28 protein-coding genes and 1 pseudogene are annotated in these 17,679 nt (G+C 36.4%); 20 read left to right on the top strand and 9 right to left on the bottom strand.

Features of this window, described 5'->3' with window-relative positions; all coding sequences use genetic code 11:
• Positions 1-11: 11 nt before the first annotated feature.
• The 4 genes from MIDI_RS03295 to MIDI_RS07935 are packed head-to-tail and all read right to left on the bottom strand — an operon-like array spanning position 12 to position 2,627.
• The gene (locus tag MIDI_RS03295) at positions 12-1,949 is read right to left on the bottom strand and encodes a sensor histidine kinase (protein ID WP_013951167.1); all 1,938 of its coding nucleotides are present in this window, start codon (positions 1,947-1,949) and stop codon (positions 12-14) included.
• 10 nt (positions 1,950-1,959) lie between these two features.
• Positions 1,960-2,271 carry a DMT family transporter gene (locus MIDI_RS03290; protein WP_013951166.1) on the bottom strand — a complete coding sequence of 104 codons (312 nt, stop codon included), beginning with the start codon at positions 2,269-2,271 and terminating at the stop codon, positions 1,960-1,962.
• Entirely contained in the window at positions 2,268-2,423 is a 156-nt protein-coding gene (locus tag MIDI_RS08590; protein ID WP_160162240.1) for a hypothetical protein, read from the bottom strand. The genes MIDI_RS03290 and MIDI_RS08590 overlap by 4 nt, the downstream gene beginning before the upstream one ends.
• Positions 2,424-2,429: 6 nt before the next feature.
• Entirely contained in the window at positions 2,430-2,627 is a 198-nt protein-coding gene (locus MIDI_RS07935) for an aldehyde dehydrogenase family protein (RefSeq protein ID WP_272940994.1), read from the bottom strand.
• A gap of 374 nt (positions 2,628-3,001) precedes the next feature.
• On the opposite strand from MIDI_RS07935, the gene MIDI_RS08585 reads away from it, so the two are divergent.
• From MIDI_RS08585 to MIDI_RS03255, 13 genes are all read left to right on the top strand, one after another.
• Positions 3,002-3,145: a hypothetical protein gene (locus tag MIDI_RS08585; RefSeq protein ID WP_160162227.1), complete on the top strand. Its 144-nt coding sequence runs from the start codon at positions 3,002-3,004 to the stop codon at positions 3,143-3,145.
• A gap of 513 nt (positions 3,146-3,658) precedes the next feature.
• Positions 3,659-4,429 carry a 30S ribosomal protein S2 gene (rpsB, locus tag MIDI_RS03285; RefSeq protein WP_041185688.1) on the top strand — a complete coding sequence of 257 codons (771 nt, stop codon included), beginning with the start codon at positions 3,659-3,661 and terminating at the stop codon, positions 4,427-4,429.
• 13 nt (positions 4,430-4,442) lie between these two features.
• Positions 4,443-5,372, top strand: a complete 930-nt coding sequence (gene tsf / locus MIDI_RS03280) for a translation elongation factor Ts (RefSeq protein WP_013951162.1) — start codon at positions 4,443-4,445, stop codon at positions 5,370-5,372.
• A gap of 64 nt (positions 5,373-5,436) precedes the next feature.
• Complete coding sequence (pyrH, locus tag MIDI_RS03275) at positions 5,437-6,147, top strand: UMP kinase (protein ID WP_013951161.1); 711 nt, start codon at positions 5,437-5,439, stop codon at positions 6,145-6,147.
• Between the two features lie 11 nt (positions 6,148-6,158).
• Complete coding sequence (gene frr, locus MIDI_RS03270) at positions 6,159-6,722, top strand: ribosome recycling factor (RefSeq protein WP_013951160.1); 564 nt, start codon at positions 6,159-6,161, stop codon at positions 6,720-6,722.
• Positions 6,723-7,607: 885 nt separating this feature from the next.
• Positions 7,608-7,988: a hypothetical protein gene (locus MIDI_RS03265; RefSeq protein WP_148234126.1), complete on the top strand. Its 381-nt coding sequence runs from the start codon at positions 7,608-7,610 to the stop codon at positions 7,986-7,988.
• Positions 7,989-8,079: 91 nt separating this feature from the next.
• Positions 8,080-8,238 carry a hypothetical protein gene (locus tag MIDI_RS08580; protein WP_160162239.1) on the top strand — a complete coding sequence of 53 codons (159 nt, stop codon included), beginning with the start codon at positions 8,080-8,082 and terminating at the stop codon, positions 8,236-8,238.
• Positions 8,239-8,245: 7 nt separating this feature from the next.
• Positions 8,246-8,425 (top strand): hypothetical protein, encoded by a 180-nt coding sequence (locus tag MIDI_RS03260; protein ID WP_041185430.1) that lies wholly within the window; start codon positions 8,246-8,248, stop codon positions 8,423-8,425.
• Between the two features lie 815 nt (positions 8,426-9,240).
• A complete protein-coding gene (locus MIDI_RS09775) occupies positions 9,241-9,369 on the top strand; it encodes a hypothetical protein (protein ID WP_272940937.1) in 129 nt (42 codons plus the stop codon).
• A 150-nt stretch (positions 9,370-9,519) separates the two neighbouring features.
• The gene (locus MIDI_RS08575) at positions 9,520-9,666 is read left to right on the top strand and encodes a hypothetical protein (protein WP_160162216.1); all 147 of its coding nucleotides are present in this window, start codon (positions 9,520-9,522) and stop codon (positions 9,664-9,666) included.
• Between the two features lie 29 nt (positions 9,667-9,695).
• Entirely contained in the window at positions 9,696-9,953 is a 258-nt protein-coding gene (locus MIDI_RS07065) for a transposase (RefSeq protein ID WP_160162238.1), read from the top strand.
• A 28-nt stretch (positions 9,954-9,981) separates the two neighbouring features.
• Entirely contained in the window at positions 9,982-10,158 is a 177-nt protein-coding gene (locus MIDI_RS07060; protein WP_237697327.1) for an FG-GAP repeat domain-containing protein, read from the top strand.
• Between the two features lie 138 nt (positions 10,159-10,296).
• Positions 10,297-10,563, top strand: coding sequence for a hypothetical protein (locus MIDI_RS03255; protein WP_160162237.1), 267 nt, complete (start codon positions 10,297-10,299; stop codon positions 10,561-10,563).
• A 114-nt stretch (positions 10,564-10,677) separates the two neighbouring features.
• Here MIDI_RS03255 and MIDI_RS03250 read toward each other — a convergent pair whose 3' ends face one another.
• Positions 10,678-11,631: a KpsF/GutQ family sugar-phosphate isomerase gene (locus MIDI_RS03250; RefSeq protein ID WP_013951155.1), complete on the bottom strand. Its 954-nt coding sequence runs from the start codon at positions 11,629-11,631 to the stop codon at positions 10,678-10,680.
• 55 nt (positions 11,632-11,686) lie between these two features.
• Entirely contained in the window at positions 11,687-11,977 is a 291-nt protein-coding gene (gene xseB / locus MIDI_RS03245) for an exodeoxyribonuclease VII small subunit (RefSeq protein WP_013951154.1), read from the bottom strand.
• A gap of 57 nt (positions 11,978-12,034) precedes the next feature.
• On the opposite strand from xseB, the gene MIDI_RS03240 reads away from it, so the two are divergent.
• The 4 genes and pseudogenes from MIDI_RS03240 (at position 12,035) to MIDI_RS08570 (ending at position 13,303) form a co-directional block, all read left to right on the top strand.
• Positions 12,035-12,340 carry an ETC complex I subunit gene (locus tag MIDI_RS03240; protein ID WP_148234125.1) on the top strand — a complete coding sequence of 102 codons (306 nt, stop codon included), beginning with the start codon at positions 12,035-12,037 and terminating at the stop codon, positions 12,338-12,340.
• Positions 12,341-12,478: 138 nt separating this feature from the next.
• Positions 12,479-12,631, top strand: a pseudogene (locus MIDI_RS07055) (integrin alpha); the annotation flags it as partial.
• 404 nt (positions 12,632-13,035) lie between these two features.
• On the top strand, positions 13,036-13,176 hold the full coding sequence (locus MIDI_RS10230; protein ID WP_410517897.1) for an integrin alpha: 141 nt from the start codon (positions 13,036-13,038) through the stop codon (positions 13,174-13,176).
• Entirely contained in the window at positions 13,136-13,303 is a 168-nt protein-coding gene (locus tag MIDI_RS08570) for an integrin alpha (RefSeq protein WP_013951152.1), read from the top strand. The genes MIDI_RS10230 and MIDI_RS08570 overlap by 41 nt, the downstream gene beginning before the upstream one ends.
• Here MIDI_RS08570 and MIDI_RS08565 read toward each other — a convergent pair.
• The 3 genes from MIDI_RS08565 to MIDI_RS03230 all read right to left on the bottom strand — a co-directional run bounded on the left by MIDI_RS08565 (position 13,290) and on the right by MIDI_RS03230 (position 15,779).
• Positions 13,290-13,442 (bottom strand): hypothetical protein, encoded by a 153-nt coding sequence (locus MIDI_RS08565; protein ID WP_160162236.1) that lies wholly within the window; start codon positions 13,440-13,442, stop codon positions 13,290-13,292. The genes MIDI_RS08570 and MIDI_RS08565 overlap by 14 nt on opposite strands.
• A gap of 162 nt (positions 13,443-13,604) precedes the next feature.
• Positions 13,605-14,504: a Ppx/GppA phosphatase family protein gene (locus tag MIDI_RS03235; protein ID WP_013951151.1), complete on the bottom strand. Its 900-nt coding sequence runs from the start codon at positions 14,502-14,504 to the stop codon at positions 13,605-13,607.
• A 126-nt stretch (positions 14,505-14,630) separates the two neighbouring features.
• Positions 14,631-15,779, bottom strand: coding sequence for a deoxyguanosinetriphosphate triphosphohydrolase (locus tag MIDI_RS03230; RefSeq protein ID WP_013951150.1), 1,149 nt, complete (start codon positions 15,777-15,779; stop codon positions 14,631-14,633).
• Between the two features lie 121 nt (positions 15,780-15,900).
• Between MIDI_RS03230 and MIDI_RS03225 the strand changes: the two genes are divergently transcribed.
• The 3 genes from MIDI_RS03225 to ftsL are packed head-to-tail and all read left to right on the top strand — an operon-like array spanning position 15,901 to position 17,679.
• Entirely contained in the window at positions 15,901-16,425 is a 525-nt protein-coding gene (locus tag MIDI_RS03225) for a division/cell wall cluster transcriptional repressor MraZ (RefSeq protein WP_013951149.1), read from the top strand.
• Positions 16,422-17,366, top strand: coding sequence for a 16S rRNA (cytosine(1402)-N(4))-methyltransferase RsmH (gene rsmH, locus MIDI_RS03220; RefSeq protein ID WP_013951148.1), 945 nt, complete (start codon positions 16,422-16,424; stop codon positions 17,364-17,366). The genes MIDI_RS03225 and rsmH overlap by 4 nt, the downstream gene beginning before the upstream one ends.
• Positions 17,367-17,376: 10 nt before the next feature.
• Complete coding sequence (ftsL, locus tag MIDI_RS03215) at positions 17,377-17,679, top strand: cell division protein FtsL (RefSeq protein ID WP_041185428.1); 303 nt, start codon at positions 17,377-17,379, stop codon at positions 17,677-17,679.

The following is a 17,679-nucleotide window of genomic DNA, read 5'->3' as shown; positions in this document are numbered from 1 at the left end:
GCTATTGTGTCTCATGTTTTCTGATCTTCGAAAAAGGATAAGTTAAACGCTGCCGCTGCCCCATCTTTTATATTACTTATAGAAAATTTTCCACCATGTTCTTCAATTATTTTCTTCACTATAGCAAGGCCAAGACCCGTACCATGTTGTTTAGTAGTAACATATGGTTCTGAGATTCTGTCAATTATAGTTTGCTTAATGCCGCAGCCATTATCTATAATTTCAATATACAATTGATCGTTTCTGAGGTCTTCTCTAATATTTATTATAATTCTCCCTTCAGATAAATTGCCTATACTATACTTTGCTTTTATAGCATCTGCTGCATTATTCAAGAGATTATTTATGACGCGTAAAATTTGTCCATAATCACATTTTACCAAGTATTTACCTTGCTTGGGCTCAAAAGAGTAAGTAATTTCTGGATTAGCAACTTTTTGCAATAGCAATGACTCTTCTATAATTTTGATGAAATTATTTTTTTCAATTTTAGGGTCAGGAATTTTGGCAAAATCAACAAACTCAGCTACCATTCTTTCTATATCCCCAACATGGCTAATGATGGTGTCAATATATCGGATAAAAGAATTAGGTTCTGATTGAATCTCTGCACTATATTTTCTCTTTAACCTCTCAGCAGCTAATGAGATGGGAGTGAGAGGATTCTTAATTTCATGAGCAATTCTTCTTGCTACATCCGCCCAGGCAGCAATTTTTTGGTTATATATGAGGTCTGTAATATTGCTAAAAGTGATTACTAAACTTTCAACTTTGCCTTTTTGGTCAAGTACGGGACCGGACTTAACTGCTAAATGAAGCTTTTTGTTTTTTCGAACAATTATTAAATCATCTATCTGATTTTCAGAAGCAGAATTTTTAGTGTTTTCCAATAATTTTAACAGTTCGGGGAAAATATCCTCTATTTTTAAAATTGGTCTTATATTAACTGCTAATAAATCTAGAGCAATATTATTATAACTGATAACTTTATAATCTAGGTTGGTTGCTAAAATTCCTACAGAAACTTCTGCTAAAATTACTTCTATAAATTTACGCCTAGTATTGCTTACTTCATTTGCTATTACTAGTTCACTATGCTGCTCAGAAATCTTTTCTGTCATTACATTAAAAGCTCTAGCTAAGGTATGAATCTCATCTTTTTGTTCTCCTTCTGGGACTCTTACACTGAAATTGCCATCGCGTAATGAGACAGTAGCGAGAGCCATCTCTTCTAAGGGTTTCGTTATATATAGCGCTAATCTTCTAGCTATTAATACTGAAATTGTTAATAAGAGAGTGGAAGAGCATACAAATATTATTTGTAATTTGTGTTTGGTTATATCAAGCCCTCCAAGTATTAACTTATACTGTTCTGCAGAACTTTCTGTTTTTTTCAAATGGTCAAGAATTGCTTGGTCTATATAACGGCCGACTAAGACGTAGGTGTTCTCTGGGAGTCCTTCAATTTTGGTTACTGCCCTGACCCTATTTCCTACGTTATCATCTAAGATGATGACTTCTTCATTTTCAAGCTTATCTAAAACTTCTGATTTGATATTTTCAAACCACAGAGCTAGTCCTAAAGAATTTCTTATAATAACAAAACCATCCTGAAAAACCATAATCTCAGCTAATCCTCTTGCGTTTGCAAGTTGGTCCACAAATAGCTGTAATAGGTCCTTATTATTAAAGATAATATGCTTGTTTTTTTCTATGTTGTTAGCAATTGATAGACTGTCGATTTTGACCTTGTCTTTATGTTCTTGAAGATACAATTGCGCTACCTTAACTGTTTCTTCAATCGCTTCATTGACTTTGGTATTAAAGAAATGCTCAACGCCAAATAAGTAGTAAGAATATAAAAGTGTAGCAATTAATATGATAGGGATTATTGTAACAATTAACCCCATTAAAAGAACAACTTTACGCTTAATTGTTAAGTTAAACATCAAAAAGTAATCACCCTAACTTTAACCCTATCATACCAATAAGTATTGGAGAGATAAAAAGAACCTTTATAAAGTTCAGGGGTTCAGCAAAAAAGAGAACTTCTACTAAGTAAATTCCAGCTATGCCTATGCCAGTCCAAACAGCATAGACTATGGGTACAGGAATACCCTTCATTGCTTTACTCATGAAACAAAAACTTACTGCCCCAAATGCCATAAAACCGAGAGAATGCAGCAATTTTGTAAATTGGTTAGATAATTTTAGAAAAGTTGTAAAACCTATTTCAGATAATCCCGCTAATATCAAACAAAACCAACTCATATCACCCGCCTTGGAAGCTCAACACCACCGCCAATAGCAGCAGTATTAATAGTTAAAGTTCCTTCTACCATAGACCTTAGTAAACAACCAGATCCACCAGCCTTAAAGCCGGCGCCGGAGTTCCCTTCTCCACCAAAAGGGTAATATTCCACCCGCGCTCACATTATACTACGGTTTGCATATATATTACCAGCTTTAATTTTTGAGGCTATTTCGTGAATTTTTGAAGTAATTCTGGAGTGGATACCAAAAGTTAACCCATAGCCTGTACTGTTTATCTCATTTATAACTTGATCCAGTTCGTAAGAGGCAAAGGATTTGGCATGCGGCATTGGACCAAAATTTTCTTTTTCTATATCAGATATTTTTTTAATTTCTACAATATGAGAGTATTAGGGGCAAGAAAAAGGGGCAATGCCTGGTAATTATAGACGGCAACAAGATGGTATGATATCTTCATAGTATAATAGGTGGAGTAGAAATGGACAATCAAGTGTAAATATTGTGGCTCTCGAGCAGGTGAAGAATGGCGTGGTATAGGGACAGCAGAGGTATAGATGCAAGAATTGCAAAAAGAATTACCGAGAAGGTAATAAGCGACAGAAATACACTATGAATGATAGACTTAAAACCTAATCTTGAGGACTGCGGGATTAGGACGATAAGAGAGACTGACTGGAATCCATAACAGCCAAATATCTTCATGGATCGAAGGACGGGGGGACGCTATGTGCAAGAAAAGTTAGATAAGAGCTGCAACAGCACAAAGTCACTTAAGGATATCGAGGTCCTAGAGATTGAGGAGCTGTGCACATATATAAAAAAAGACCAAAGAATGGAAGTGGGAGTACACCTTTATATGGATTACTGTTGATAGAGGAGCGGGTGAAATTATTGATTTTGAAGGTAGGTGACGGGAGCAAGGCAACCCACCTGAACCTGTCATTTAGGCTTTGAGGAACGTTATAAATTGAGCATGTACAGATGATTACAGCGTTTACGAATACTATAAAATCTCCACGCACCATCACAAAACAAAGGCTGAGACATCATTGTGGTAGAATCAAAGAATTCTTTAAGAGGCATTATCTAGCTAGTTTTAATCGAAGAATGAAGCGCTATAGCAAACCCCTGAGGATGCTTTGCGTTACTCTTACCCTCTTCTTCCATAGGCATTTGCTGGATTTGAAACTCCTATCTATAAATATTAGGCAATGCCTATGAATCTTGACTTGCGTTTATTCATTAAAGATTATATAATCGCCCCCGTGCATTTAAATTATGAATATTTTAGTGCAAATTCGCATGCGAGTTTTTATTTTGGTGCTGCTCTTAGGGTAGTGATTTGACTTGCAGAGGAATAAACCAAAATTTTATAGGAATTAGGATGAATCAATCAAAATTTACAGTTCGACAGCTATTTGAAGCTGGGGTTCACTTCGGGCATAGAAGGAATCTTTGGAACCCAAAAATGTCTCAATATATTTATGGAGTTCGCAATAATATGCATATAGTTAATCTTAAGGACACGTATTATATGCTCAACGTTGCTTTAGATGTATTAAAATCGGTCGCTGCCAAAAATGGTAAGATTCTTTTTGTAGGGACAAAGAGACAGGCAACTGAAGTTGTTGCAGAAAATGCTCAAAAATGCGGTCAACATTATGTTAATTATCGTTGGCCAGGTGGTATGTTAACAAACTGGCATACTGTTTCTAGATCTTTAAAAACATTAGAGGAGTTTGAAAAGCAACTTGCTGATAAGGATTCATTGTTAACCAAAAAAGAAAGGTTAAATCTAACTAAGAAGAAAGAAAGACTAGAAAAAATGCTTGGCGGCATAAGGAATATGAATGGTCTTCCCGACCTTATATTTGTTATTGATACCAATGAGCAGAGAATCGCTATTGAAGAGGCAAATAAACTAAATATACCAGTGATTGCTGTGGTTGACACTAACGCGAGCCTTGAAGGGGTTACTTATGTCATCCCTGGAAATGATGATGCTTCAAAGGCTATTGAGCTTTACATGAATTTAGCTCAAGAATCTGTGCTTGAGGGTATACAACAGAGCTTGATTAAAGCTGGAGTTGATATAGGTGCTGCGGAAAAAGCACTTATAGAAGATTCAGCTAATTTTAACGCAAAAAAAGAGTGAGAAGGTATCTTAAATGACAGAAATTAATGCAAGTATGGTAAAAGATCTGCGTGAGAAAACTGGTGCAGGTATGATGGATTGTAAAAAAGCTCTTGTGGGGTGCAATGGCAATATGGAAGAAGCTGTAGATTGGCTTAGAAAAAAAGGGTTGGCTGCTGCAGGTAAAAGATCTGGTAGAGTTGCGTCCGAAGGAGTAATCGTAATAGCGACCGCTCCTAATAAAGCAATTGTTTTAGAGCTTAATGCAGAGACAGATTTTGTAACGAAAAATGATAAGTTCCAAGCGCTCGCTAGAAACTTAGCTGCTGAGGCTTTAAAACATGATATAGAGAGCATGGAAACTTTGCTCACTCGTGAATCTCCTTATGATAATTCTAAAACGGTTCAAGAAGAAATAGTTGAGCATATTGCAACGATTGGAGAAAACCTAACGTTAAGAAGGCTGGATTATGTATCTCTTAATTCTGGCGTCATAGGATCTTATATACACAGTTCCGTAGCTGAAGGAATGGGCAAGATCGGTGTTTTAGTGCTATTGGAATCTGATTCTGTTTCAGAAGAAGTTAAAACGCTTGCTAAACAGATTGCTATGCACGTAGCCGCAGCAAAGCCTGAATCGCTTAACATTGAGCAGCTTGATCAAGCTCTGATTGAGAAAGAGAAATCTATTTTTGCAGAGCAAGCCCTTGCTTCAGGGAAGCCCGCAGCTGTAGTTGAAAAAATGGTTGAAGGACGTATGCGTAAATTTTATGAAGAAGTAGTATTGCTTGAACAAGCGTATGCCATTGATAATAAAATAAAAATTTCTCAAATGATTGCTGATGTTGCTAAAAAAGTCGGTTCTCAAATTAAGGTTACAAAATTTATTAGATATGGGCTGGGTGAAGGAATAGAAAAACAAGAAAGCAATTTTGCAGCTGAAGTTGCTGCAATGGCTGGATAAAAAGAACTTGAGGAGCTTAAAAGGCTCCTTTTTTTAACTTATTATTTTGTTGTTAAATATTATTATGGCTGATAAATATCGTCGCATACTGATTAAACTATCAGGAGAAGCCTTGATGGGTAAAAACAAGTTCGGTCACGACATCAATATCATCACTCAGATATGTGAGGATATAGAAGCTGTTCATGATTTGGGTTACCAAATTTGTATTGTGGTTGGCGGTGGCAATATTTGTAGGGGGGCCACATCTCAGAGTCTTGGTATAGAGAGAGCCAGCGGTGATTACATGGGTATGCTTGCAACCGTTATTAATGCTATTGCTTTGCAGAGCAAACTTGAAAGTTTAGGGGTTTTTACAAGAGTACAGTCTGCTATCTCTATGACAGAAATAGCAGAGTCATACATTAGAAGACGCGCCATAAGACATATGGAAAAAGGCAGGATCGTAATATTTGCCGCAGGAGTAGGCAGCCCGTTCTTTACGACTGACACTGCAGCAGCGCTTAGGGCGGCTGAAACTGACTGTAATGCTATTTTAAAGGGTACACAAGTAGATGGAATATATTCGGCAGACCCTAAAACTGATATAACCGCCAAAAAATATGCTAATATAAGCTATAAAGATGTGATCGTAAATGATTTGAACGTAATGGATACCGCAGCAATCACTCTTGCTAGGGACCACAACATTCCAATCTTAATATTTGATATCCACAAAAAAGGCGAAATACTAAAAGTATTAAATGGTACTGGAACATATTCCATTGTTAAATAAGGAGCAACAAGATGACTAGACCCGATGATATTATTATAGACACTAAAAAAAGGATGAATGGAGCGATTGCTTCACTTAAACATGTTTTGCTCGGCCTTCGTACAAGTCGGGCTTCTGCTTCATTGCTTGATCCTATTAAGGTAGAAGCTTATGGAGATTTTGTGCCAGTTTCTCAACTAGGGACTGTAAATGTTCCAGAGCCAAGAATGATTACTATTCAAGTTTGGGATAAATCAGTAGTAAAAAATATTGAAAAAGCAATAGCTAACTCGGGTCTTGGACTAAATCCAGTTAGCGAAGGCCAAATTATCAGAATCCCAATTCCAGATTTAACTGAAGAGAGAAGAGGCGAGCTAAGTAAGAAAGTTAATGAATATGCAGAGCAATCAAAAATAGCGCTTAGAAATGTTAGGCGTGATTCAATAGATAGTTTTAAAAAATTGGAAAAAGAAAAGGCGATATCCGAAGATCAATTTAAAAGTTATAGTAACGATATACAGAAAATTACCGACGACTTCAGCGCTAAAGTAGAGGGGCTCGCTACTCAAAAATCTAAAGAAATTTTATCCATTTAAATACAAAGCTATTAAGGTAAGGACTGAGGTCGCTTCGAATTCTACTCGGGGACGCTGTTGCTCTAGCGTGCTTCTTAAACTTGAAGAGTTTTGAGTATAGAGAGATAGATGGGGCCCTCTTTAGCTTTAAATTCTAAAATGCGAAGAGATGAGCAGAGTATTCTATGAGGTGCTTTGGTTGCAAGAGCGGCTGGAGCTTTATAATTTATATGCGTATCCATATTTCCCCCCCAACGCAAGTTATATTAGATTTACGCTATCTTTGAGCAGATTTACTAACCTTTTATATTGGAGAAGCGTACTATTAAGTACGTCACTTTCCTTTAGTAGTATACTTTTAGCTACATTTTTTGTAACTCTTCGTTTGTGCGTAATAAATAATTAAAGCCTTACAATTCTATAAGAGTGAAGCTCAGAGATTATCTCTGCATCCCTGCATCCGCTCTTTATATTCCTGGTGAACGTAATTTTTTAATTTGAGATGATAAAATTATCATGTTATCTTCCATACTCTATCTAAGCCCTATTACCCTAGGTTTTTAGCTAATTCTTGGTGCGGTTTTCTCCAGTATTTGTCATAATATGACTTCTTGACACTTACTATAAGCAGGTCTTGTTAAAAAACTCAACCTTTAAAGCAAACGTAGGACCAGAGTTGCTTGCCATATTATTTGATATTCTAGATAAAAAATCTCATTATTACTCCACTAGAAAAAACTCCAGACTGAGATCGGTACCTCTTAGCGGAAAAGACTCAGAAATTTATAGAATTAGTTGACGCGCTTAAAACCGGAATAGAAATTTGCTTCCGAAGATGATTTTTATGCTGAGAAAATCGTCAGAAGCTTAGTATATAAGGGAGCGCCTCATATATTGCTTAGAGAATTGATAGAAAATAAAAATTTTAGCGCAAGTTTTACTCCTACTCAATATAAAGCTCCTTGTGACGTTATAATGTTGCATGTCGAGATAATACCAGAATACAAAGAAAATAAACTTGATGAATATATTGTGGCTCACTATGAACTAGGAAAGTATCATGTTGATGGGGGGGGATTAAGGCTATTGAAGATGTTAAAGAGTATTTTGAGCACTTGGCCAGTTGAGGAAATAGAACATATATCAGGTGTTGATGTAACAAAACCAGTAATACAAGTTTGGCTCTCTGCTCGCTCTCCAGACTCTACCGTAGCAACCGGGGGTGCCAGTACTGTAAGCTGGGAGCGCCAAACTTACAGAAGAAATTATTGTAAGCACGCCACTTAGACCTACACCGCCTACAGTTGAGCCAAAGCATACAAACTCCTCTAAAACTAAACATCCTTTACCGGAAGAAATTAAGGAAACTTTTGCAGCTTTGGATAAAAAAGCTGCTGATAAGAATGCTCACTCAGAACTCATAACGCTTTATAGAGCTATAGCAAAAGGTAAAGATAACTTTAAAAAATTCTCTTCTGCTTTTGCAAATCTTCATAATGAAATTGAGTCATTGAAAAGCGGCGAAAAATCAAGATGAGCTAAAATTGGAGCTAAAAGCTATACTTATTAAGATTATTAAGACCTCTTGGGGGATCGATTTTTCTGACATTTCAGCTGATAAAATTGATTTAAATAAGACAAAATGTTTAATGGGAACCAAGTTTAAAGCTGTTGGGACTGACAAGCATAAACACGTTAAATGGTCGTTGACTCCTTACATCTAAAGGTGGTGAAGAACACGTTCAATTAACTGGTGTATCATTAAATTGCGATACTACTTGTAACGAATCTCCGTTTGATCCAGGCTCAATCTCAGATCCTCATCAAGAGTTTCTTAAATTTACAAAAAGTGATTACAAATTACAGAATAAACAAGGTATGACTGAAGCAGCTGCAGCTTTGGCGGCGCTATATTACGATACCTACTTGGTTCAAGATAATGGGGGCTGGCTTAATCCAACATATATTGAAATTGCAGATACAAATTAGAAGTTAAAATTTTGCTAAAAAGAGTTAATTATGAGTAATACGACAACAAATAATAAGCAACTTTATAACCAGCCTACATCAGAAAAATTTGGACAGAAACGTTAATCTAGTCACCTTAGTAAAGGTGCTAGCTATACGCAATATTTGTGTAGAAGAAGAACTTAATCTTTATTCCCACTCACACTATTAAATCAGAAGAAATTGGTAAAGCTTTTGCGGCAATTATAGATTTTGATGATTTCTAGGTCGCTGCAGTTAAAGCCTTGTTACCTAGTGCGTAAGGAGCTTATTGAGAAATTATTGTCTATACCTGAATTTCAAGCAAAAGTCAGAAATTATATAGGGTAATGCCTGGTAATTATAGACAGCAATAAGAGGGTGTGATATCTTCGTAGTAAGCGGGGTTAGAAATGACAATTAAGTGTAAATATCGCGGTTCTGGCGAGCAGGTGAGGGGTGGCTTGGTATAGGGACAGCAAAGGTATAGAGGTTGCAAGAATTGCAAAAAGAATTACCGAGTAAGGTGGTAAGCGGTAGAAGCACACGATGAATGATAGACTTAAAACTTAACCTTGAGGAGTGTGGGATTAGGATGATAGAGAGACTGACTGGAATCCATAACAGCCAAATATCTTCATGGATTGAAGGGACGGGGGGCGCTATGTGCAAGAAAAGTTAGATAACCCCAGAAAGGTTTTTTAGGTAAGTTTTAAAGAAATTATCTGATATGGTTTTAAAGAAGCTGTGTAACCATTAAGTTTTTCTCAATTTCACGATAAATAAGGAAAGTGGTTTCCCTAGTAGAAATATTTTGTTTGATTGATGATTTTTGCAAGCGACAACTCACGTACCAAAGATCCTTAAGAAACTCGCAGAGACAAAGGGAACGAGAGTCTGGGATGATGCTTTCCGAAGTTATAACGATCCTCGTTTTGTTTCATTTGAGGGCATTACCGGATCAAAGATTTTTACCTAAACTGTTTTCAAATCTCTCTCAGAGAGGGATTGCCGAAGCTTATCAGCTACAATCGCTTTGTTGAGCTGGATGCGAGACGCGGTCATCCCGTTGGTCATTCTGCTGAATTGCTGCAAAGGGAAACAAACAGGTACGTTGACTCAACAAAAAGCTGGAAGGTTTGTCATAACTCACGTACTAGCCGTAATAAGATCCTTAAAGGCATCGCTCAGCGTGGGAAAGCGTCGACCCGGATGGGTTCTTTAGCCTCAATGATCAAGGAGAGATTATGTCATTCACACAGCTAACAATAATAATAGTGCAAGAACGGTCACTGTGTTATTGGGCAAAGGGGATGGAACTTTTCAACCATTTGTTTCTTATGGCATACTTAATGCTTGGGTTGGAATCGCGGTAGCTGATTTCAATGGTGATGAGAATCAAGATATAGTTTGCTCTAGTCTTCAATACGGAATTACTATGCTATTAGGTAACGGAAACGGGACTTTTTGACCAGCTTTGTATTATCACATCGAAGGCAGTTTCATTATTGTGTAGTATAGCTGCAGATTTTAATGGAGATGGTAAGCCGGATGTGGGTGGCTACCAGGCCCTCAATTTTCGCATTGCTTAATTTTTGTTTTCTCACCAATGCCGACAACGACTGCTATTCGACCACCACTGCGCTGCAACTACTATACCTCGTCTCTTTGTACACCGTTGTCAGAAGTAAAATCCCATATATTTGGTACGCTTACTCTCATTGGGCTCATTAAAGTTATTGTTCAGGGAAAGTATGGGCTTGAATATAAAGATGGTGAGTTAAAGACCGCAATAGTTAGTGAGTTGTCAAACAGTAATATATCACTTCAGCTTTGTGGAGATGGCATGATCGGCTGCGATGGTGAAGAAAGCTGATCCAACCATTGATGATCCAGGGATGGAATTCTGTATTTATGATAATCTTGGAATTATGACTAAGCGTAGAAAATGTTCTAGATTATATAAATCGTTAAAAATTATGCAAAACTATTAAGAAATTCCGGCTTTAATAAAATCGTGGATATGGATTACACCAACAGGCTTTTTTTCTTCATCAGTGATAAAAAGGTTAGTAACGCTTTTGTTGTTCATTAAAGCAAATGCTTGGACTGCCAACATATTCTGACCAATGACTAAAGGATGCAACGTCATAAGATCACTTACTACCGACTTTTTAAAATCAAGATCTATATGGCGCCTTAAATCTCCATCAGTTACAACACCCACTAAAATTCCGTCCTCATTCACAACGCCAGTACACCCCAAACGCTTTTCAGTCATCTCTAATATCATTTCTGAAAAGGAGCTACTTGGTTTTACAAGCGGTATACTGTCTCCTGTATGCATTAGATCTTTTATTCTAATTAATCTTACAGCAATACTGCCGCCTGGATGTAAAAGCCTATAATCGTCTTTAGAAAAACCCCTTTTATTAAGCAAGGTAACGGCTATTGCATCGCCCCATGCTATCATCATAGTGCTAGATGTGGTGGGTGCCCCTATATCTGTAACCTCAGCGGTATTTGGTATAAGAATTTTTATATCGCTAATTTCATATAACAATGAATTTTTATTCCTGGTTACTCCTATAATTTGCACGTTAAGCCTTTTGCAATAGGAGATAATAGAGTTTAATTCTTGAGTTTCTCCAGAATTAGAAAAAAGAATCGCGATATCACTTTTGGAAATTACCCCTAGATCCCCGTGACTTGCTTCGGCTGGATGTAAAAACACTGATGGGGTGCCGGTAGAAGAAAGAGTAGCTGCAATCTTTTTGGCAACATGGCCGCTTTTACCCATACCACTCAACATCACCTTTCCAGTAGTACTTTCTATTGCGTCGATTGCTTCTAGAAATGATTTGTCCATGGAAGCCATTAAGGCATTTAATCCCTCTATTTCTTGAGAGATTACCCCCTTCGCTAGGTTAATCATTTCAGACATCAGCAAATAACATGATTTTTTACTTCTTTAATATAAAAAATATATTTATTCAAACTTAATTAAGTTTGTTCTTCAAATTATATAATCGCCGTAAATCAGACGGAGTAGTATCGATTGGTTGGCCGTTATCATCGGTGATGATGTTATTAACTGCAAGTTGTGCTTCTTCAAGTTTTGCCGCGCAGAAATCATGTAATAAGCGACCACGCTTATAAAGTTCTACCGTTTCATTTAATGAGACTTCCCCTGCTTCAAGTTTTGCGGCAATGACTTCTAATTCCTTTAAAGCTTCTTCAAAAGAATTTGGTACGTCTGAAGTATTAATCTTTTCTTTTTTTACATTCATTGGCTTTTTTCTTAATTTGAGGTTTGGTCATATTAATGTTAGGGTGTATGCATTAAATTGTATACTGATAAAAACATGGCTGCAAGAATTTATCAAGCGTTCCGATCAACAACTCAATCAGGGAAGAAGTCGTTAGGTAAGTGGGTCTTAGAATTTACCCCGCAAACCAAGAATTTTATAGAGCCTGTTATGGGCTGGACTGGAGGCTATGATACATTAGCAAGTGAGGTAAAACTCTATTTTAATTCCAAAGAAGCTGCCGTGAATTATGCAGCTAACTCCTCAATAGAATACGAGATGTTAGAGCCAAAACCTTCTAAAATAACGCTAAATTCCTATATAAATAACTTCTCACATAATTAATCCTTTAAATAAAAACTTCCTTGACACGGAGATAAAGCCGTGAGCCAATGTTCTGCTAACGAAGGTTTAAATGGAAAAAAATTGGTTTTGTAATGGGGGAGGTTTAGCGCAGGGGCACAAACTTATGTCTCATCAGCAGGAGATGTGAATGGTGATGGCCGAGATGATGTAATGCTAGGTGCACCAGGTGTTGACGTTTTTTCAGGACGAGTATATGTGATATTTGGTCAGTCTTCTTTTACATCTCCTTTTAGCCTTTCAACCTTAGATGGTTCTAATGGCTTTATATAAAGAGTGCGGCAGATGGTGATTATTTACATCATTGCATCGGCGGGAGATATCAATGGAGCGATGGGCTTTTTAATGATATTGTAATTGGAGCATCTGGGACTTCTCCTTCGGGGGTAGGAGTGGTGCAGGTAAGGGGGGGCATATGTAGTCTTTGGTAATTCTTCTTTCACAAGCTTCTTTTTAGAGCTTGCTGACTTAAATGGAACTAAGGGGAAAACGTGGTGGTGTGGGGGAATGCTCAAGGTGCGGCAGGGGGGTCTTCTGTAGCTTCTGTTGGCGATATAAACGGTGGGGGGTAACGAACCCAAAGATGAAAGTCAACTTTTACTTCTCCTTTTTCCCTTTCCAACCTAAACGGTAACGACGGCTTCGTCATTAGTGGCTCTGGTCAGACAGGCTGGTCAGTGTCATCTGCTGGAGATATTAATGGTGGTGATATCAGTGATATTATCGTTGGCGCACCTTGGGCAGAAAATTATGAGACTGGGCAGGCATATGTAATTTATGGTGAAGGACTCTTTTCCTTCACTTTTGGAAGTTTTTAGCTTAAACGGGACCAACGGCTTTGCTATTAATGGTATTAAGAGCGGCTATTATACGGGTTATTCTGTGGCTTCAGCTGGAGATATCAATGATAATGGTATAGATGATATAGTTATCAAAGCAGTATAGCAGGCCAAGAATACGCAGTTTTTGGCGAGGTCTCTGATTCATCACTCACCGATTTTTGATATATAAATTGATACATTGAGGACTTTGAATTGGCCTTTTTAACATAATCTTTAAGAAGGTCAATTGCCTTACTATGCATTTTAAGCTTTTGCTAGGGAACCGAACATTGCCCGCACATTAGTTTATTACGCTACCTGGGTTCAGTGCCAGATAATCTTTAGTATCCTCGCTAATATGCACAAATTTATCTACTCTAAGCGCTTTCATTACTGCATACACCAATAATAAGCCAGCTTGGTTATCAATTAGATAATTGGGATATTTTTTTCCTCATTTGTGCAAAACTATTAGTGGCGCTCTCTTCAATCATTTTTTCTAGATCTGAAATTGTAATAGTGTCTTTGGTGAACTTTAGGTTGCGCTTTATGCCGTATTGCACAAATCCACTGAGGCTATAAACTTTTAAATCTTTCTTGGTTATTAAACTTGTTAAGTTTTTGTCGTGAATGATATCAGTAGCTACAATTTTATTAACATGTTCTAACGCCTTTTTAATATCTTTTTTGGAGATTAATTCGTATTTATTTCCTTTATTAAAGATGTTATTTAGCTCATGCAGCATGGTAGCGGAACCGTATTTACCTTGAAAGACAAAATGCTGCTCTTGTTTGTTAAATCCAGATAATTGGAAGCTACCTCCTCCAGAGTCAAAGACTATAGTTTCATCATTAATATTAGTGCTCGGCAAATGCATTTTCGCTGCTTCTAGCACTAAAATCCCTTCCTTTTCCTGAGAAACAATCGAAAAATCTATTTTTGTCTGTTGAAATAACTGAGAAAAGACGCTCCCACTATTATTTATATTTCTGGCCCAAGCTGTTGCAAAACCAATACACTCATTATTGAAACAATCAGTATTATATAATTTTTTGATTTCATTAACGGCTGCAATGCTTTTAGTTATACACCATCGACTTAGGGTTTTACCGTTTTTTGATTGTAAGATACATTTTTGTATATCCAGTACTTTATTATATTTTGGTAAGTGTTCTTCTATAGTATTATTGCAGGAATTGACTACGTACCCAGCTGCCTTTAAGGAGCTGGATCCAAAATCGAAAATATATTTATTCTCGATACAATCGTTTGCAAACGCTTCAGGTGATAATAATAAGAAGAAGAGAGCTTTTTTGAAATCCATAGCTTACACAATTTTAGATTGAAATTGGCGTTATTATATAGCTATTAATTTAAAATTCATTGAATAAGATTTACATGTACCTAAAAAACTTAAGTAAATTTCCTTAAAATATTTATAGATACTTAACTAGTCGTGTATTTTATTTGAAGTATTTGGGTAAAAAATTCTTTTATGCTCATCTATTGCAAATCTGTCTGTCATGCCTGCTATATAGTCTCCAATTATTATAGCTCTTTCTTTTAGATCAGAATTAATAATTTTTTTATTCCAGTTAGTTGGTAAACAGCCCGGCTCTTCCATAAAATAATAGAAGAGGTCGTGCATTAGGGTTTTAGCCTTATAGCGCATACGGTTGATATTATAGTTTCTATACACATTATTCATTAGAAAATTTTTGATTTCGTTTTTTTGCTCTTCCATCTCGGAGCTGAAGGCAACGACCCAACTGCAGTGTTTTCGTATAGCTTGGATACTAGAGAATGCATTATCAGTAATGCGTTTTTTTGTTTCAGTTAATAGATCGTTAATCATTATTTCTCGAATATTATTGATAAGGTACTGATAGTTATTTTTATTAAATGGTCTGTTACTAGTCGCCATCTTTATTATACTAAGCTGCATTAATTCTTCGAATGAAATAAAACCTGCGCGTAAGCCATCATCTATATCATGGGCACAATAAGCTATATCATCAGCTAGCGAAGCAACTTGCGCTTCTAAAGTCGGATATTTATCTAATTGCAAATTGAACGGGGCAAAAAGCTCACTCACTTTTTTTGCAAACTCACTTTCTAGATTGAATGGGCCGTTATGTTTAGCGAGCCCTTCTATGATTTCATAAGATAGGTTCAACCCATTTTCGAAAAAAACCCCTTTTTCCAACTGAGCAATAACCTTTAAAGTATGAAAATTATGATCAAAGCCTTCAAAATCTTGCATAGCTTCTGCAAGCCCGTCTTCTCCAGCGTGACCAAACGGTGGATGTCCTAAATCGTGTGATAAAGCTATGACTTCAGCTAAATCTTCGTTTAGTTGTAGAGACCTTGCTATCAATTTAGCTACAGCTGCCACTTCAAGAGAGTGAGTTAGTCTAGTACGGTAGTGGTCACCAGAATGGTTTACGAAAACCTGAGTTTTGTATTCTAGCCTGCGAAAAGAAGAAGAGAATATAATCCTATTTTTATCATTTAAAAAAATTAACTGCGGATTTTCCTTTTCTCTATGAATTCTTCCCAAGGACTCGGTTGGATTACTAGCGTATTTAGATATATCCATGACTTATATTTCAACTCCAAGCGTTATAAAATGAATTTTTCCCACTTGTTCCACTTATATCCCATATTTTCCCAAAATAGTACTATTAATTCCCACAAAACTGTAGTAGATTGATGTTGTAATGGGCATAAAACTGCTATTTGTTTGTATTTTGTTAATTTTATTAATGAGCGCTGATATAAAAATATTTTTATCGATATATGAGAATAAAATTGATGACAAAAAGCGTGTCTCAGTTCCTGCTCAGTTTCGCTCAATAATTGAAGGAAGAGGGGGTAGCATAATTTATGCGTATCCTTCTCTAAAAAATCAATGTCTTGAGGTTTGCACCCCCCAAAGGATTAATGAACTAGAAAGCCATATAGAAAGTTTTGATATTTTTTCCGAAGAAAGAGATATTCTAGCTACTTCCATACTTGGGGCGTGTGAGCCTATGCAGATTGATGCAAAGGGGCGTATCTCTATTTCAGATAGATTATTGGATTTTGCTCAAATTGATAAAGAGATAGTATTTGTTGGGAAGGGCAAGGTTTTTGAGATCTGGAATAAACAGGATTTTAATAATTACTTTAGTTATGCAAGAAGCAATGTGCGTAATAGTAGTTTGTTTACTAATAAATTAAAAAATAGTGAGGCAAGGTCATGAAAAATCCTCATATCTCGGTTTTATTAAATGAAGTAATTGAGACTCTCGGTATTAAGAAAGATGGAGTATATTTGGATTGCACTTTTGGAGCAGGTGGATATAGTAATGCAATTTTAGAAAAAGAGAATTGTTATGTGTGTGCGATCGATAGAGATACAAAAGTTATGCCGTATGCGGAAAAATTACTCCAGAATTTTGGCGAAAGATTCAATATTAATTTTAGCGAATTTGCTAATCTTGAGGAGACTATACAATATTTTCCTCATCAATTTTTTGATGGAATTGTTTTTGATATTGGGGTGTCGTCAATGCAAATAGATTCAGGGTTTAGAGGATTCTCGTTCGCTAAAAACGGCCCCCTAGATATGCGTATGGACCAAAGCCAAGATATTGATGCTGCCTTTATAATTAACAATTATCCGGAAGAGGAACTGATCAAAATTATTAGGGATTTTGGGGGAGAAAAAAAAGCCCGAAGCATAGCTAAAGCAATAATTAACAGTAGAGAACAAGAGCCCATTTCTACAACACTGAGGCTTGCAAGTATTATAAAAAAAGCAGTTGGTAATCATAGCGATACGATTCATCCGGCAACAAGGACCTTTCAAGCTCTGCGGATTGCTGTAAATGATGAATTGGAACAGCTTAAAGTAGGGCTTAGAGCTTCTATTGAGTTGTTAAAGGTTGGAGGGGCGATTGCTGTGGTGACCTTTCATTCTGGTGAAGATGAAATTGTAAAAGAAATTTTTAATTCTCTACTAATAAAGCCATCAAAAAGGAATAAATACAGTCACTTTTCTAAGCAACCGATTTCTGATTATAAGCAGTCTAAATTTGAATTAGTTACTAAAAAACCTATCACTCCTAGCGAGCAAGAAGTTTTAGAAAATATCCGATCTCGCTCAGCAAAGCTTAGAGTCATTAGACGTATTAGAGAATGAGCGAGGTTAAATGATGAAATCGATTAGATCAATTTTAATTTATTCTATTATAATAGTTGTAATATCCTTGTTTTTTATAAAATCAAAAGTACAAGATCTAAGCAAGGAATTGGCCCTCATTGAATCTGAAATTATCAAAGAAAGAGATAATATTCATATTTTAAAAGCAGAATTTGTATACCTTTCTAAACCACAAAATATAGAAAAATTAGCTGAGCAGCACTTGAATCTGCAACTTATGGATAGTGAGCAGTTAGTGAATATTGAAATAGGCAATAATTCTAAAGCTAAAATCTTTGAGAAGGGAAGGTGA

This window comes from Candidatus Midichloria mitochondrii IricVA (assembly GCF_000219355.1).
Taxonomy (GTDB): Bacteria; Pseudomonadota; Alphaproteobacteria; order Rickettsiales; family Midichloriaceae; genus Midichloria; species Midichloria mitochondrii.
Note: the sequence above shows the minus strand (reverse complement) of the source record. Positions and strands in the feature narration are given on the sequence as shown.

Bases quoted from the DNA above. Each gene is read 5' to 3' on its own strand.
- MIDI_RS03295 (WP_013951167.1), bottom strand. From the start codon at position 1,949: ATGTTTAACTTAACAATTAAGCGTAAAGTTGTTCTTTTAATGGGGTTA.
- MIDI_RS03290 (WP_013951166.1), bottom strand. From the start codon at position 2,271: ATGAGTTGGTTTTGTTTGATATTAGCGGGATTATCTGAAATAGGTTTT.
- rpsB (WP_041185688.1), top strand. From the start codon at position 3,659: ATGAATCAATCAAAATTTACAGTTCGACAGCTATTTGAAGCTGGGGTT.
- tsf (WP_013951162.1), top strand. From the start codon at position 4,443: ATGACAGAAATTAATGCAAGTATGGTAAAAGATCTGCGTGAGAAAACT.
- pyrH (WP_013951161.1), top strand. From the start codon at position 5,437: ATGGCTGATAAATATCGTCGCATACTGATTAAACTATCAGGAGAAGCC.
- frr (WP_013951160.1), top strand. From the start codon at position 6,159: ATGACTAGACCCGATGATATTATTATAGACACTAAAAAAAGGATGAAT.
- MIDI_RS09775 (WP_272940937.1), top strand. From the start codon at position 9,241: ATGATAGACTTAAAACTTAACCTTGAGGAGTGTGGGATTAGGATGATA.
- MIDI_RS03255 (WP_160162237.1), top strand. From the start codon at position 10,297: ATGCCGACAACGACTGCTATTCGACCACCACTGCGCTGCAACTACTAT.
- MIDI_RS03250 (WP_013951155.1), bottom strand. From the start codon at position 11,631: ATGTCTGAAATGATTAACCTAGCGAAGGGGGTAATCTCTCAAGAAATA.
- xseB (WP_013951154.1), bottom strand. From the start codon at position 11,977: ATGAATGTAAAAAAAGAAAAGATTAATACTTCAGACGTACCAAATTCT.
- MIDI_RS08570 (WP_013951152.1), top strand. From the start codon at position 13,136: ATGGTGAAGGACTCTTTTCCTTCACTTTTGGAAGTTTTTAGCTTAAAC.
- MIDI_RS08565 (WP_160162236.1), bottom strand. From the start codon at position 13,442: ATGCATAGTAAGGCAATTGACCTTCTTAAAGATTATGTTAAAAAGGCC.
- MIDI_RS03235 (WP_013951151.1), bottom strand. From the start codon at position 14,504: ATGGATTTCAAAAAAGCTCTCTTCTTCTTATTATTATCACCTGAAGCG.
- MIDI_RS03230 (WP_013951150.1), bottom strand. From the start codon at position 15,779: ATGGATATATCTAAATACGCTAGTAATCCAACCGAGTCCTTGGGAAGA.
- MIDI_RS03225 (WP_013951149.1), top strand. From the start codon at position 15,901: ATGGGCATAAAACTGCTATTTGTTTGTATTTTGTTAATTTTATTAATG.
- rsmH (WP_013951148.1), top strand. From the start codon at position 16,422: ATGAAAAATCCTCATATCTCGGTTTTATTAAATGAAGTAATTGAGACT.
- ftsL (WP_041185428.1), top strand. From the start codon at position 17,377: ATGATGAAATCGATTAGATCAATTTTAATTTATTCTATTATAATAGTT.